This is a genomic window from Nibrella saemangeumensis, assembly GCF_039541915.1.
Lineage (GTDB): Bacteria > Bacteroidota > Bacteroidia > Cytophagales > Spirosomataceae > Nibrella > Nibrella saemangeumensis.
This window is the reverse complement of sequence record NZ_BAABHD010000029.1, coordinates 64,950-78,395: the sequence shown is the minus strand read 5'-3', so window position 1 is coordinate 78,395 and position 13,446 is coordinate 64,950. Positions and strand designations below refer to the sequence as shown.

The window sequence follows — 13,446 nt, the reverse complement described above, 5'->3', positions numbered from 1 at the left end:
ACTTGTTATTTGGATAGACAATTACGACGACAGACGTTTAAACCATACGCATGAAATTATCGTTTTGGGGAGCGGCCCAGCAGGTTACGGGCAGTATGTATTTGCTTGAGCTGGAGGATGATTACCGTATTCTGATTGATTGTGGGTCGAATCTGGAGCGCTCAAATGGCCAAGAGGCCACAACAACAAACCAAACCGGATTCTTCCCTTTTGAAGCTTCCACTATAAATCTTGTCTTACTGACGCACGCCCATGTCGATCACTCGGGCAATCTGCCGAACCTGTACCGGGAAGGCTACGAAGGGCAGATTTTGTGTACTGAGCCGACGTACTCGCTGACGGAACTGCTGCTGAAGGATGCGGCTTCGCTGAACCAGAAGCGCATCAATGAACTGAACGCCAGCAAAAAGAAGCGGGTGAAAGAGCGGCAGGCCAAGATGCAGAAAGACCTGTATCTGGAAAAGCAGGTTCGCGAATCCATGGAAAACGTGGTGCCGATTGCGTTTAACCGCAAGTTCCGCGTGACCGATTCGGTAGAGGTAACCTTTATCCCGGCGGGTCACCTGCTCGGAGCAGCTCATATCGTGATCGGTGTCTACGAAAACGGCGAAAAGAAGCGAATCTGCTTCTCCGGCGATATTGGCCGGCGCAACTATCCGCTGCTGATTGACCCGGCACCGGTGCCTCCCGTCGACTACCTGATCTGCGAAAGCACTTACGGCAACCGTCTGCACGAAAATCACCAGACACCTGAAGAAGCGCTGGCCGACGTCATCAAGCGGACGTGCATTGACATACCCGGTCGCCTGATTATTCCGTCCTTTAGTGTGGGCCGGACACAGGCGCTGCTCTATACCCTGAATAAGCTGTACTCAGAGCATAATTTTCCGAGCATCAAAGTATTTTCCGACAGCCCGCTGGCGCTGGAAAGCACCAAGGTTTACCTGAAAAATGTTCGGATGCTGAATCAGGACGCCCGGCAATTTTATGAAGAGAACGAAACGCTGTTCGATTTTGAGAACTTCGAGTATCTTGAAAGTGCCAAAGCCAGTAAGGCCGTGTCTAATCACAGCGAGCCGTGCATTATTATTTCCTCATCGGGTATGGTGCAGGGTGGCCGGGTGGAGCATCACGTAGCGGCCAATATCAGTAATCCGTACTGCACCATTCTGATCATCGGCTACTGCGCGGAGGGCACCCTGGGCTGGCGCCTGCTCAATGGGCAAAGTACGCTGACGATCAAGGGTAAAGACCATCCGGTGAATGCCAGGGTGGAGAAAGTAGACGTGTTCAGCGGCCACGGTGACCGCAACGACCTCATCCGCTTTGTGCAGATGCAGTCTCCCGAGACATTGAAAAAGGTATTTTTGGTGCATGGCGAATTTGCCAGCATGCAGGTATTCAAGGATACGCTGGCCGAAGTGGGCTATCCGCAGGTCGAAATACCGAAAAAGGGACAAACCTATGAACTGTAGTCGTTTACCGTTTCACCGGCAGCCCGGTGAAACGGTAAACGTCAAACTGATTTTGACGAATGAGAACGTATCTGGACTTTGAAAAACCGATTGCCGACCTGGAGTCTCGCCTGGAAGAGATGAAACGGCTGGCCGAAAGCAGCAATGTCGATGTCAGCGAGGCTGTCGTTACTCTCGAACGCAGCATTGATAAGCTGCGCCGGGAAATCTTTGAAAACCTGACCCGCTGGCAGCGCGTGCAGATTTCGCGGCATCCCGACCGGCCTTACACCCTCGATTACATCTCGCTGATGTGCGACCAGTTTATTGAACTGCACGGCGACCGCACCGTTCGCGACGATCCGGCCATGGTCGGTGGGTTTGCTGAACTCGACGGGCAAACCGTTATGATTATTGGTCAGCAGAAAGGGCGCAATACCAAACAGCGGCAGCATCGTAACTTCGGGATGGCCAATCCGGAAGGCTATCGCAAAGCGCTGCGGTTGATGAAGCTAGCCGAGAAATTTAATAAGCCCATTATCACAATGATCGATACCCCAGGTGCTTTTCCCGGTCTGGAAGCCGAAGAGCGCGGACAGGGGGAGGCCATTGCCCGGAACCTGAAAGAGATGTTTATGCTGAAGGTGCCGGTAATCTGTATCATTATTGGTGAAGGTGCATCGGGCGGAGCCCTGGGGATTGCTATCGGCGACCGGGTGTACATGTTGGAGAATACCTGGTATTCCGTTATTTCGCCGGAGAACTGCTCTACCATTCTGTGGCGAAGCTGGGACTACAAAGAGCAGGCCGCCGAGGCCATGAAGCTGACCGCCCGCGATATGCAGGAGATGGGATTGGTCGACGGCATTATTGACGAGCCGCTGGGTGGCGCCCACCTTGATCATGACTTTATGGCCCGCAAGCTCAAAGAAACAATTCTGAAAGCTATCAGTGAGTTAAGTGACATGGACCCGCAGGAGCGGATCAGCCAGCGCATCGATAAGTTCTGCTCAATGGGCGTTGTCGTTGACAGTCAGGTTAGTCACTAACAACGCAACCAACTACTATGTCCAGCGTTCTTCTGCCACATATTCGAAATATCATTTTTGATTTGGGGGATGTTATCATTCCCATTGATTTGCGAGCCCCGATCCGCAATTTTGCCACCCTGTCCGGCCTGAAAGAGGAAGAGGTCGAAGCGATCTGGCAGGAACACGGCATTACCATGCAGTTTGAAACCGGCCTGATCGACGATGCCGGCTTCCGACAGCACGTACGGCGGTTGTTAAAAAATGACGCCTGGGCCGACGAGGTGATCGATACAGCCTGGAACACTGTTCTGCTGGAATTGCCCATTGAGCGTATCCAGCGTATTCGGCAGCTTCAGCAACGTTACCGGCTGTTTCTGCTCAGCAATACCAGTACTATTCACATCCGCAGGGTAAATCAGATGCTGGCTGGGCTGGGACAACCTCCGCTGGAGGAAATTTTTGAACGGGTGTATTACTCCTATGAAGTCCGGCTGTCAAAACCCTCACCGGATATTTACCGGCATGTGCTGAAAACCGCCGGACTGGCTCCCGAAGAAACGGTGTTTCTGGATGATAACCCGGCCAATATCCGGGCAGCTTCTGAGTTAGGCATTATGGCGGTGCAGGTGCAGCCGCCTTTGACGATTCTGGATTATTTAAATGAACCCACGGACGAAAGCGTATCTCATACACGGTAGTCTTTTCCTGATCACGCTCATCACGACCACGCTGGCCGGAGCCGAATGGATGTATGGCCGGTTGTTTATTCCCTTTGAAAACAACCCCACGCTGGGTTGGGCCGAGTTCTGGTCGGGGTTGCAGTTTTCGGTACCGTTTCTGGCCATCCTGACCGTCCATGAGTTTGGCCATTATTTTACCGCCAAAGCCAACCAGGTGCGGGTCACGCTGCCTTATTATATTCCGTTGTGGATAGGGTTGGGACAAAGTATTGGTACGCTGGGGGCTTTTATCCGAATTCAGGACTATATCCGCAGCCGGCGAAAATACTTCGACATTGGCATTGCCGGACCGCTGGCGGGTTTTGTCCTGGCGGTGATTGTGCTCTGGTACGGCTTTACGCACCTGCCTCCGGCTGAATATATCTTCACGATTCATCCGGAATACCAGCAATATGGTTTTAGTTACGGTGACTACGTTTACCAGAAGCTGCCGCCGGGTGGGTCCGTTGCCCTCGGCGATAACCTGCTGTTCTGGTTCTTTAAAAACTTCGTCGCTGATCCGTCGCGGTTGCCGCATCCGTTCGAAATGATCCACTACCCATACCTGATGGCTGGGTATCTGGCGCTGTTTTTTACTTCGCTGAACCTGATTCCAATCGGGCAACTGGATGGAGGCCATATTTTGTACGGTCTGATTGGCCGGGAGCGGTTTCAGTGGGTAGCCCCGGCGCTTTTTATCCTGTTCGCTTTTTACGCCGGTCTGGGCTTTTTTAAGCCTGCCGACTTTGCGGTGGGCGACGATTCCTTTTTCTACAACCAACTACTTTCGCTGGGACTTTACATCCTGTTTCTGTACGTTAGCTTTATCCGCATTAGCAATAATCGCCTGACGGGTCTGCTAATTGCACTGGCGGTGGTCGCTACCCAATTCCTGTTTTCATGGCTTCGGCCCGAGTGGGAAGGGTATTCAGGCTTCCTGCTGTTTATCTTTATCCTCGGCCGGTTTCTGGGTGTTTATCATCCCGAAACGGAACCGGAGCCTCCATTGGATATAAACCGCAAAATTTTAGGATGGCTGGCACTGATTGTTTTTATCCTGTGCTTTAGTCCAAAACCCTTTATTTTCTCGGAATAAATAAACGGCAGGCTGTTTTTGAGCCTGCCGTGATTGGTTCAGGAAACATACATTCCCGGTCCGGTACCTGTCCTTAACAGCCTGACGCTGCCCTGCTCATCTTCGTTACCGCCCCATTCGTAGCCGGATTTGGGCCACGCCCGGCTGGGCCGCACTCGGCTGGCTTTCCTGAAGCTGGATGCGAAGAGATCCTTCCCTGAACGCTCCACGGTCAATGGACACTGTAATGGGATGAATGCCCTGAGGAAGGTCGACTACCGTACCCTGCTCCGAAAGTTTCAGGAGCTTTTGGCCTGCCCAGGCCGAAAGCCCGGCAGTGGCGTTGAGGCCCAGGTTTACCGGTCCGGGTGTAAGCACTTCCACCTCGAACCGAACCAGGCTATATGACTTGCCCGGCCCTGCTTCCACAACAGGCAGTTCATCTACCGGTAAGTCTCCCGATACTTTGCTGTAGGCTGGCTGAAAAGAGACCTTTGCGGTAGGCTTCACTACATAGCCTATGCCCTCGGTGCGAAGTTTAGTAGCCAGTTCTTTGGTGGCCAGTGCGGTTTCCCACCGGCGCACCAATCGGGTAGCAGGCACGCGGAATGGTCCGGATTCGCCTAGTTTCGATAAGAAGCCGACCAGATCCCTGAATTCTTCTTTATCCAGACCCGCCGTCAGTCCCGCCGGCATCAGCGAGCCGGGGACTTTTTCCATAACCGCAATCTGATTCTTAGAGACGGCAATTTCCTGGCCGCTTACATCCCGCATCAGAATCTCGGACGCCCCATTGCTGACCAGATACCCCATAACTTCGCTGCCGTCCTTTTTAGCAATGCGCTGTAGTTCGTAACCTTCTTTAATAGAGGCCGTCGGGTACAATATGGAGCGAATAATGGTCTCTACAGGTGAACTGGTACCCAGGCTGCTCAGGTCAGGACCAATCAGACCACCGGCTCCACCCAGGGCATGGCAGCTATTGCAACTGGTTTTCCGATAGATCATTTCCCCCTGTTCTGCCCGGCCGGAAGCTTTTACCTCGCGGGCCAGTCCAGCAATTTCGGACTCGTTGAGACGCTGTGGCATCCGTTCTACGGGCAGGGTACCACCCGAGGCTTCGAGGGCCTGCTTCAGCCGCTTTATCTCATCACTCTGCTGGCGGTTCCAGGGTATCTGCCCCTGTATGGTCAACCGGGCCGCTTTTGCCGTACTTTCCGGAATCTTACGGGCCAACAGGGCTTCGGCAAGCGCCTGAGTGCCCTGCTTTTGGACCATAAAGGGCCGGTAAAGCTCAGAAGCATCGGTGGTGGCAGGTAATGTCTGCAGCAGATCTACGGCCAGACGGGCTGCTTCCTGAACATCCAGTGAAACCAGTTGGGCGGTTGCCAGCAAGCGTGATTCAACCGGATTCTTAGGCCCGGCAAGTTCCGCCAGGACTTGTCTGGCTTTTTGCTTATCTAACAGCGTCATGGCGGTCATGGCGGCTTTTTTCGTGTTTTTGTCGCCTTTTTTGCTGAGGTCAACCATCCGATCGGTCATGGCGGCCAGCTGCCAATGGCCGATCAGCCGGATGGCGCTGGCCGCTACAGCCTGATCCTCATGCCCGATGAACCCGGCAATTCGGCTTAGGTCACCTTCCGGCTTTATGTTCCGCTGACGAGCGGCATCTTCCAGCACGGCTAGTTGGGCAGCAAGTTGTTTCGCCTGTCCGGGATTGCTCTGGTTAACTAGGTCAAAAAGAACGGTCAGGTCAGCTGGCTTTCCACTGCGGGCCAGGGAGTTGAGAACGTCTTTGTGGTAGGCTTCCGGCACCTGACCCTTCTGGTAAAGCTGAACCAGTTGCGCTACTGCGTCTGGATTGTTCACCGACTTCAGGGCAAACGCCGTTTTTTGGGGAGTACCGAAGAAGTTCGGCTCGGTTTTCAGTTGTCTGGTCCACTGGGGTTCCAGTTCCCGTGTTGTCTGCCACAGGGCAAAGTCCAGGAACTCATCCATCGGTTGCTCCAGAACGGCCAGCGCCATCCGGGCGGCTTCTGCCGTCTTAAGGGTGCGGAGGGCGATCACAGCCTCCAGGCGTACCTGCGGGTGCTTGTCGTTCACCGCTTTGGCCAGCAGCGCTGATACATTGGAGATTTTGCTATGCCATAGCTGAAGCGCCCGGAGTCCGGCGGCCCGCGCTTTATGGTTTTGCGCATTCAGGAGACTGAGCAAGAGGGGTTCGTTCACCGTATCCAATGCCTGATGTACCCAAAGGGCTTCCAGAAGATGGTGTTCGTAAGCCGGGTCTTTCTTATCCAGACTGGTAATCCACTGTTGCAGCGCCGGAATAACCTCACCAGCCCCACGCGCCTTCAGCAATTGTTTGGCTTGTGAACGGGTCCAGTCTTCCGGCAGGGTCAGGGCTGCCAATAGCTCCTGCGTAGAGGCTTTGGTTAGTTTAGGCGCTTTGACGAGAGGGCGGTTCTTGGCCGTAATGCGCCAGATTCGTCCGCGCTCCTGGTCCCGGCGTGGGTCGTGAAAGTCTACCTCGCCATGCTGAATAATCGGATTATACCAGTCGGCTACGTAGATGGCTCCATCCGGCCCTACGGAAATATCGACCGGGCGAAAGGCCACATGATCTGTCCAGAGTAAATCCTCTGCCTGTTTGGATGCGTAGCCGCTGCCTTGTTCTTCCAGGTTGAACCGGTTGATCCGGTTAGCCCGGAAGTCATTGGTGATGAGGCTACCCTGCCAGGATTCCGGCAGGTGCCGTCCTGAAATAATATCCAGACCACTGTGTTTGGGCTGTCCGGGGTTCAATCCTCTGATAATGCGCTCTGCCCCCGGAGCCGTCACGAACGTAGCACCCGGAAACGCATAGTTAATTCCTTCACCACCGGCACCATCCGTCAGAAACGATTGCCCCCAGCGGTCGAACTGTAGTCCCCAGGGGTTGATCAGTCCCCTGGCGTAAACCTCGAGTTCCTGGGTTTGGGGACGAAGTTGCCAGACCCCGCCCCCCTCCAGTCGTTTGGTGCCGGAAGGCGTCTCGACATGACTGTAGATATAGATAGACTGGTTAAAATACAGCGACCCTTCGGGGCCCCAGCGGAAGGTATGAATGAGGTGATGGGTATCGGCTACGCCAAAGCCGGTGAGGACCCGGCGCTTTTTGTCGGCCTTGCCATCCCCGTCGGTGTCCATGAAATGCAGGACCTCCGTCGAGTTGGCCACATACACCCCGCCATCACCGGGCAGGATACCGGTAGGGGTAATCAGCCCCTCGGCAAAAACGGTGGATTTATCAGCCTTGCCGTCTCCGTCTGTATCTTCCAGCACAAACACCTTGTCGTTAGCCTCTTCACCTGTTTTGAGGTGGGGGTAAGCTGTACTGCTAACCACCCATAGCCGTCCGTCGGCATCCCAGTTCATCTGAATGGGCTTGGCTACCAGCGGTTCAGCGGCAAAGAGCGTTACCTCAAACCCATCGGCTACTTTAAATGACTTGAGTTCGGCCGCTACATCGGGGTCAGGATTATCGTTTAGATCACCCTGGTTAACTGTTGCGGTGCACAGAAGAGCCAGGGGTATGAAAAGAATACGGCGAAAGATCTTTATGCTGTGTAGGCGATTCATGCTACTTGAGTTGACTAAGCTGATAAACGGGGGTTTTTGGTGTGCGGTGCAGGGCGATCTGGCCTTCCAGCCAGGTAATGATAAAGCTGAGATCGTCCAGCGTCTTCATATGCCGCCCCTGCTCGTATGACCGGAACCCAATGATGTACGTGTGATTCTGCGGACGATACTGCTGGAAAAACAGATCATTCTTTTTACGGATCATCTCCTGCAGTTGGCTGGCCTGTTGGTAAAGTGGGCCGCGATGCATGGGTACCCCTTCTGCCCACTGTTTAGCCGAGGCCGTAATGAGTTGAGCTCCGTCGGCGGTCAGGGTGTAAAAGCCTTTTTTCAGGCCGGCTATCGTTATTGTCGGGCCCTTGCCGGCAATCCTGCTACCGTCTCGAGATATGGGTAAGGGCAAGTGAGGTTCATCCACGGTAAAGGTTAGCGTCTGGTTACCCTGGCCAGTTGATTGTAGTTTAACCTTATTGGATGCCTGGGTGCCTTGTTTAAGTACTTGAAGGGTAATGTCCTGTTGCCGGGGGGGCAGGCCCAGAGCGGCTTCCAGGGTAGAGGCCAGGTAGTAGTACCCCGTTTCATTGAGGTGAATGCCATTGTCTGATAGTGACACCTGCCTGCTCAGTTGTTGAATAGGTGTATAAATATCCAGGTATCGGATGCCGCGGTCCCGAGCCGTGCGGCCAATAGCAGCCGCGTATAGTTCCAGCTGGGCATTCCGTTGGGCGGTCTTTTCGGGTGTGCCTCCCGAGAAAACCGGGGTGGTCGACAGCAGAATGGCGCTGGCACCCAACTGGTCGATCTTATCAAGAAGCTTGTTTAATCCTTCGTTAAAACGCGGGAGTCCGGCTTCTCCCTGCTCGGATTCGATACCTCCGTACGCCAAAAATACCAACGTAGGCTTAGCTTTCGTTAGCTGCTCAATCAGCACGTCATAAGGAGTAGGCGGATTTGTAATCGTACCCCGTGCTGCGCCAAAGACATCATCACCCGACCAGCCGATGTTCCGGAAGGTTAGTTGGCGATCGGGCCAGCGGGTGGTCAGCGCTAGCTCCAGATACCCGTACAGGAGGTCATTTTCAAAAAGAGAATTTCCTAAAAAAAGTACCCGGTCGCCATTATTCAGGGAAAAAGGGGCATTTACTGGTGAACTGCCAGAAAGCTGTTTGTCAGGCTGGGCCAGCCCATCCTGAATTACTAGGACCGTAAGCCAGAATGCCAGGAAGAGTGTAGGGTGGATACGTTTATTATTTTTCATTAACAGGGAAGCCAAGTAGTGGCTTTTACCTGTATAAAGTAGGATTGTGCAGGAAAATACCCTTCTCCGATGGCATTGCTATTAGTAATAATGACGTTTTGACTAGTCTCCCCGACAATCACAATTCCTACGCACGTTTAGTTCTGACGTTTGGTTTGCAGCTCCTTTACCAACACCGCCACATCCACCATTGGAGCTATCCAGATGTTATTTTCGTGTTGCTTCAGGTACCGTAGAAGTTGCCGGTGTGCCGGTAAGGAAACATTCAGGCCATGTCCGCCACCAACCCCATGAAATAAAAATACCAGCAACCCCTGCTTAGCCTCGGCTTGCTTTACCTGGGCAATAAGTTCCTCTCCGGATTGACCATTCACCAGAAAACTATTGGTGTTGTATAAATCCACTTTGTCGGCACCCGTTATACCCGGTGACACGCCACGGGCACCGATAAATGCGTTTTTCATCTCATTGATGTAGGGGGTGTCACCAATCCTAGTATCTCCGCAGGGGTAGGCGAAGGTTCGTCTGGTTTTCCCATCGATGGCGTACAGCAGCGTATTCATGGCCCGTATATCAGCGGTCATCCGGCGCAGGGAATACGTTGTCAGATCGAATTCAGGGCGTACAAATTCCCGTCCGGGCCGACCGCCTTCGCAGGGATGCGTCAGGGTGTGATTGCCTAACTCGTGCCCATTTACCGCAGCCGAACGCCAGGCCGGAATCTGCGTCTGTAGATCGCCGGAAATATCGGCAATGTAAAACGTCGCTTTCAACCCCAGTGAGTCCAGAGCCGGTATGGCATTAGTCAGATGTACAGCTAAGGCGTCGTCGTATGTTAATACTACCGCGCATTTTTTACCCTTCCAGAGCGCGTTGTACTGTGCATAGGTATTGAAGGCAAGCGTGATAAAGAAGCCCAAAAGTGCAATCCGCGTTTTCATACGAACAGGAGGTTTTCAGGAAAAGCCGCACCATTGTATAATCTCATCCCCGCAAAAAAATTGCTGTTTCTTTATTTTCATTCCAACGGTTGTCCAGACGTATGGGTCATACAACTAAAAACAAAGATAACTCCATACCATGAAGAATGTACTGATGGGAATGTGCCTGCTGACAGCAGGATTGTTCCTGAGCTGCGAACGGACGGCTGTAACCACGGAACCGGAAAGCGTAACGACCACCACCGCCCGGCACGAAACAGCCAAAGTTGGTAATGACGTTACCGTATCGGTAGATGACATAAAAGACAGTCGCTGCCCAATGAACGCCAACTGCGTCTGGATGGGCAATGCTACTGTTTCGGTGACGCTGACCAAAGGTGGGGAGCAGGTCAAAGCTACCTTATGTCTGGGTGCCTGCAGCCAGAATACCAGCATGAAGAGCCGTGACGTAACTACGGTGAAGCTGGGCAATACCACCTATGAAGTAACACTCTCGGAGGTGAAGCCATACCCGGTAGCCCCGGAGCCGGAGAACACCTACAAAGAGGCCGTAATCACGGTGCGTCAGAAGTAAGGTTACAGGAGTCCTTCATCCGCAAAGCTGAGGTAAGTTCGGTCGGTGAAGATCAGGTGGTCAAGCACCGGAATTTCCAATACCCGACCGGCTTCCTTTAATTTGCGGGTAAGGGCTTTATCGGCCTGCGAGGGCGTGAGGTTCCCCGACGGATGGTTATGAACCAGAATAATAGCGCTGGACAGATACTCCAGGGCGTGTTTGAAGATCAGCTTCGGATCGGCCACGGTGCCCGATACTCCACCTGCGCTGATCTGCACCGGCCGCAGCACCTCATTGGCCCGGTTCAGCAGCAGAATCCAGAACTCTTCGTGCGGCTTATCGAGCAGATGCGGCCGTATTTCTTCGTAAGCATCGCGTGAGCAGGTGATTTTGGCTCGTTGCGGCCGGTCCTGCTCCCGGCGCCGGCGCCCCAGTTCCAGCGCCGACACAATGCTGATGGCTTTGGCCTCTCCAATTCCTTTGAATTTTGATAAATCTTTTACGCTCAGCCGCGCCAGGTCGTTAAGGTTGTTGCCAACGCTTTGCAGGATGAGTTTTGATACATCCACCGCCGTCATGTCGGTGGTACCGGAGCCAATCAGAATAGCTATCAATTCGGCGTCCGACAGGGCCGCTTTGCCTTTCAGCATCAGCTTTTCGCGGGGGCGGTCCTCTTCGGCCCAGCTTAATATTTTTCGGGGATTATCGTAAATCATCTGGTAGAGTTACTTAGGTACGGGCACAAAAAAACCTTACGCCGTTGCCGGGTAAGGTCTCCATAACGTGTACCCCGGAATTAGATTCCGGTTTTTTGAGAAAATCCCGGAATCTAATTCCGGGGAATACTTAGGCTGCTACCGGAGTCAGGCCGTTTACAAAACGAGCCAGCTTTGACTTCTGGTTCGATGCCTTATTCTTATGAATAATATTGCGCTTAGCCAGCTTATCGAGCATGGAGGCTACTGTTCTGTACAGTTCGCTTGCCTGAACTGCATCGTGGGTGCCGCGCAGTTTCTTGATCATGTTCCGGGTAGTCTTGTGCTGGTAGCGGTTCAACAGCCGCTTTTTTGCGTTGACCAGGATTTGTTTTTTTGCAGATTTATGGTTTGCCATTGTATATGTAAACGAATTACATGGATTTTCGCCAAAAGGAATGCAAAATTAGAGTTTTTTCAGAGAATTCCCAAGCGTAATTTTTTATTTTTTACCCATACTATTTTGTTACGGGTGAATGTCTGAGTTGATAACCAGCACTTTCTCCCAGTCGCCCTGATGCTTTTTCAAAAAGTCCTGGTGGCTTGTGTGCTTATTGTACGTCTCAATATCAGCTTCGCTCTGAAAGGTAATGTAATGCATAACGTCGTATTCGGATGTGCCTTCGGTGGCTAGCGTCTTGCCGGCACTGTAGGAGACGATCTGCGGAATTTCATACTTCAGAGACGCAAAATCGCGCATATGTTGTTCAACTGCTTCTTTTTTAAGGCCTTCTTTAAATTTATAGCAGACAATTCGCTGTTTTTGGCTTTTTCTTGCAGGTGAATAAGCACCGTAGATTATTAAACCAAAGGCACAGAAGAAGAAAACAATTATACCGTAACCTATTGATTTTCGCTTTAATTCGTTCGATTGCATGGCGATATGCGAAATTAAATTTGGAAAAATTTGAAGTGTAACGAAAAAATTTTAGAAAAACTTTAAAAAGTGATATGTTTAGGCAAATGTACTATTTGTTCATATGGTTGCAAGTGTTTACCCTATATTTTTTTCAGAATCAGGTAGTTGCCTCCTCCTGGCGTGAGCCTGGAGCCTCCCGGCCGGCCTGGGGTTTTTACGGCCATCAGCAGATTAACCGACTGGCCGTTTTTACCCTTCCGGCGGAGATGATGCCGTTCTTCAAGAAGCACATCGGCTACCTTACCGACAATGCGGTCAATCCGGATAAACGGCGCTATGCGGTCGTGGGCGAAGCTCCCCGGCACTACATTGATTTGGATATGTACCCGGATACAACGAAGGCAACCCTGCCCCGGTACTGGAAAGAAGCGGTGGATCAATACGGTGAAGATACCCTGGCCATGCACGGTATTGTGCCCTGGCATATTCAGCTGGTCAAGTATCAACTGACGGAGGCCTTTAAAGAGCGGAACATCCATCGGATTCTGCGGGTAGCGGCTGATCTGGGACATTACATCGCCGATGCCAACGTGCCGCTGCATACCACCCGAAATTATAATGGCCAGTTGACGGGGCAGGAGGGAATTCACGGATTCTGGGAGTCGCGGCTTCCGGAGCTGTTCAGTACCGGGTATGACTTTCTGGTAGGGCCGGCCGATTATGTGTACTCTCCGCAGAAAGCCGCCTGGCGGGCGGTGTTTCAGGCCCATGCCGCCCTGGATTCGGTGTTGCGGTTTGAGCGGGAACTGACCCGCCAGTTCGGCGAAGCTAAAAAGTACGGATTCGAAGAACGGAATGGCCTTACCGTGAAAGTGTTCTCCGCCGACTTCTCGCAGCAGTACCACGAGAAACTAAGGGGACAGGTAGAGCGGCAGATGCGGGCGTCGGTAAAAATGGTTGGCGATTTCTGGTATACCTGTTGGGTAGATGCGGGGCAACCCGACCTGCGCCTGCTGGCCGCTCAGGCGATACCTGACGAAGAGCAGAAAGCCGGTGAAGCCGAGAAACAAAGCTGGCTGAAGCGCCTGCTGAAAGTCAGAAGCGAGGACTAAATCAGGCAGGCAAACTAAAAAAAGCAGGCGGAGTATGCCGCCTGCTCAATGCTTGTATCAATGCA

At 52.6% G+C, this 13,446-nt stretch carries 12 protein-coding genes; 6 read left to right on the top strand and 6 right to left on the bottom strand.

Going from position 1 to position 13,446, the window contains the following annotated elements:
- Nucleotides 1-50 precede the first annotated feature (50 nt).
- The 4 genes from ABD949_RS13440 to ABD949_RS13425 are packed head-to-tail and all read left to right on the top strand — an operon-like array spanning nt 51 to nt 4,300.
- Entirely contained in the window at nt 51-1,475 is a 1,425-nt protein-coding gene (locus tag ABD949_RS13440) for an MBL fold metallo-hydrolase RNA specificity domain-containing protein (protein ID WP_345244241.1), read from the top strand.
- 59 nt (nt 1,476-1,534) lie between these two features.
- Nucleotides 1,535-2,503 (top strand): acetyl-CoA carboxylase carboxyltransferase subunit alpha, encoded by a 969-nt coding sequence (locus ABD949_RS13435; protein ID WP_345244239.1) that lies wholly within the window; start codon nt 1,535-1,537, stop codon nt 2,501-2,503.
- A gap of 17 nt (nt 2,504-2,520) precedes the next feature.
- Complete coding sequence (locus ABD949_RS13430; RefSeq protein WP_345244237.1) at nt 2,521-3,183, top strand: HAD family hydrolase; 663 nt, start codon at nt 2,521-2,523, stop codon at nt 3,181-3,183.
- Nucleotides 3,146-4,300, top strand: a complete 1,155-nt coding sequence (locus ABD949_RS13425; protein WP_345244236.1) for a site-2 protease family protein — start codon at nt 3,146-3,148, stop codon at nt 4,298-4,300. Before ABD949_RS13430 ends, ABD949_RS13425 begins: the two co-directional genes overlap by 38 nt.
- A gap of 105 nt (nt 4,301-4,405) precedes the next feature.
- Here the strand turns inward: ABD949_RS13425 and ABD949_RS13420 are convergent, their stop codons facing one another.
- The 3 genes from ABD949_RS13420 to ABD949_RS13410 form a co-directional block, all read right to left on the bottom strand.
- A complete protein-coding gene (locus tag ABD949_RS13420; protein WP_345244235.1) occupies nt 4,406-7,900 on the bottom strand; it encodes a PVC-type heme-binding CxxCH protein in 3,495 nt (1,164 codons plus the stop codon).
- Between the two features lies 1 nt (nt 7,901).
- Nucleotides 7,902-9,158 (bottom strand): GDSL-type esterase/lipase family protein, encoded by a 1,257-nt coding sequence (locus ABD949_RS13415; protein WP_345244234.1) that lies wholly within the window; start codon nt 9,156-9,158, stop codon nt 7,902-7,904.
- A gap of 137 nt (nt 9,159-9,295) precedes the next feature.
- A complete protein-coding gene (locus ABD949_RS13410; RefSeq protein ID WP_345244233.1) occupies nt 9,296-10,099 on the bottom strand; it encodes a polysaccharide deacetylase family protein in 804 nt (267 codons plus the stop codon).
- 139 nt (nt 10,100-10,238) lie between these two features.
- On the opposite strand from ABD949_RS13410, the gene ABD949_RS13405 reads away from it, so the two are divergent.
- Complete coding sequence (locus ABD949_RS13405) at nt 10,239-10,673, top strand: hypothetical protein (RefSeq protein WP_345244232.1); 435 nt, start codon at nt 10,239-10,241, stop codon at nt 10,671-10,673.
- 2 nt (nt 10,674-10,675) lie between these two features.
- Here ABD949_RS13405 and radC read toward each other — a convergent pair whose 3' ends face one another.
- The 3 genes from radC to ABD949_RS30805 form a co-directional block, all read right to left on the bottom strand.
- Nucleotides 10,676-11,371 carry a RadC family protein gene (gene radC, locus ABD949_RS13400; RefSeq protein ID WP_345244230.1) on the bottom strand — a complete coding sequence of 232 codons (696 nt, stop codon included), beginning with the start codon at nt 11,369-11,371 and terminating at the stop codon, nt 10,676-10,678.
- Between the two features lie 130 nt (nt 11,372-11,501).
- Nucleotides 11,502-11,768 (bottom strand): 30S ribosomal protein S20, encoded by a 267-nt coding sequence (gene rpsT / locus ABD949_RS13395; protein ID WP_345244228.1) that lies wholly within the window; start codon nt 11,766-11,768, stop codon nt 11,502-11,504.
- A 108-nt stretch (nt 11,769-11,876) separates the two neighbouring features.
- A complete protein-coding gene (locus ABD949_RS30805) occupies nt 11,877-12,110 on the bottom strand; it encodes a Dabb family protein (RefSeq protein WP_425576753.1) in 234 nt (77 codons plus the stop codon).
- A 251-nt stretch (nt 12,111-12,361) separates the two neighbouring features.
- Here ABD949_RS30805 and ABD949_RS13385 point away from each other — a divergent pair, with 251 nt between their 5' ends.
- Nucleotides 12,362-13,381, top strand: a complete 1,020-nt coding sequence (locus ABD949_RS13385; protein ID WP_345244224.1) for a zinc dependent phospholipase C family protein — start codon at nt 12,362-12,364, stop codon at nt 13,379-13,381.
- The last annotated feature ends 65 nt before the right edge of the window (nt 13,382-13,446 follow it).

Coding starts and splice junctions, on each gene's coding strand:
- radC (WP_345244230.1), bottom strand. CDS start 11,371: ATGATTTACGATAATCCCCGAAAAATATTAAGCTGGGCCGAAGAGGAC.
- ABD949_RS13415 (WP_345244234.1), bottom strand. CDS start 9,158: ATGAAAAATAATAAACGTATCCACCCTACACTCTTCCTGGCATTCTGG.
- ABD949_RS13425 (WP_345244236.1), top strand. CDS start 3,146: ATGAACCCACGGACGAAAGCGTATCTCATACACGGTAGTCTTTTCCTG.
- ABD949_RS13385 (WP_345244224.1), top strand. CDS start 12,362: ATGTTTAGGCAAATGTACTATTTGTTCATATGGTTGCAAGTGTTTACC.
- ABD949_RS13435 (WP_345244239.1), top strand. CDS start 1,535: ATGAGAACGTATCTGGACTTTGAAAAACCGATTGCCGACCTGGAGTCT.
- ABD949_RS13405 (WP_345244232.1), top strand. CDS start 10,239: ATGAAGAATGTACTGATGGGAATGTGCCTGCTGACAGCAGGATTGTTC.
- ABD949_RS13410 (WP_345244233.1), bottom strand. CDS start 10,099: ATGAAAACGCGGATTGCACTTTTGGGCTTCTTTATCACGCTTGCCTTC.
- ABD949_RS13420 (WP_345244235.1), bottom strand. CDS start 7,900: ATGAATCGCCTACACAGCATAAAGATCTTTCGCCGTATTCTTTTCATA.
- rpsT (WP_345244228.1), bottom strand. CDS start 11,768: ATGGCAAACCATAAATCTGCAAAAAAACAAATCCTGGTCAACGCAAAA.
- ABD949_RS13430 (WP_345244237.1), top strand. CDS start 2,521: ATGTCCAGCGTTCTTCTGCCACATATTCGAAATATCATTTTTGATTTG.
- ABD949_RS30805 (WP_425576753.1), bottom strand. CDS start 12,110: ATGCGCGATTTTGCGTCTCTGAAGTATGAAATTCCGCAGATCGTCTCC.
- ABD949_RS13440 (WP_345244241.1), top strand. CDS start 51: ATGAAATTATCGTTTTGGGGAGCGGCCCAGCAGGTTACGGGCAGTATG.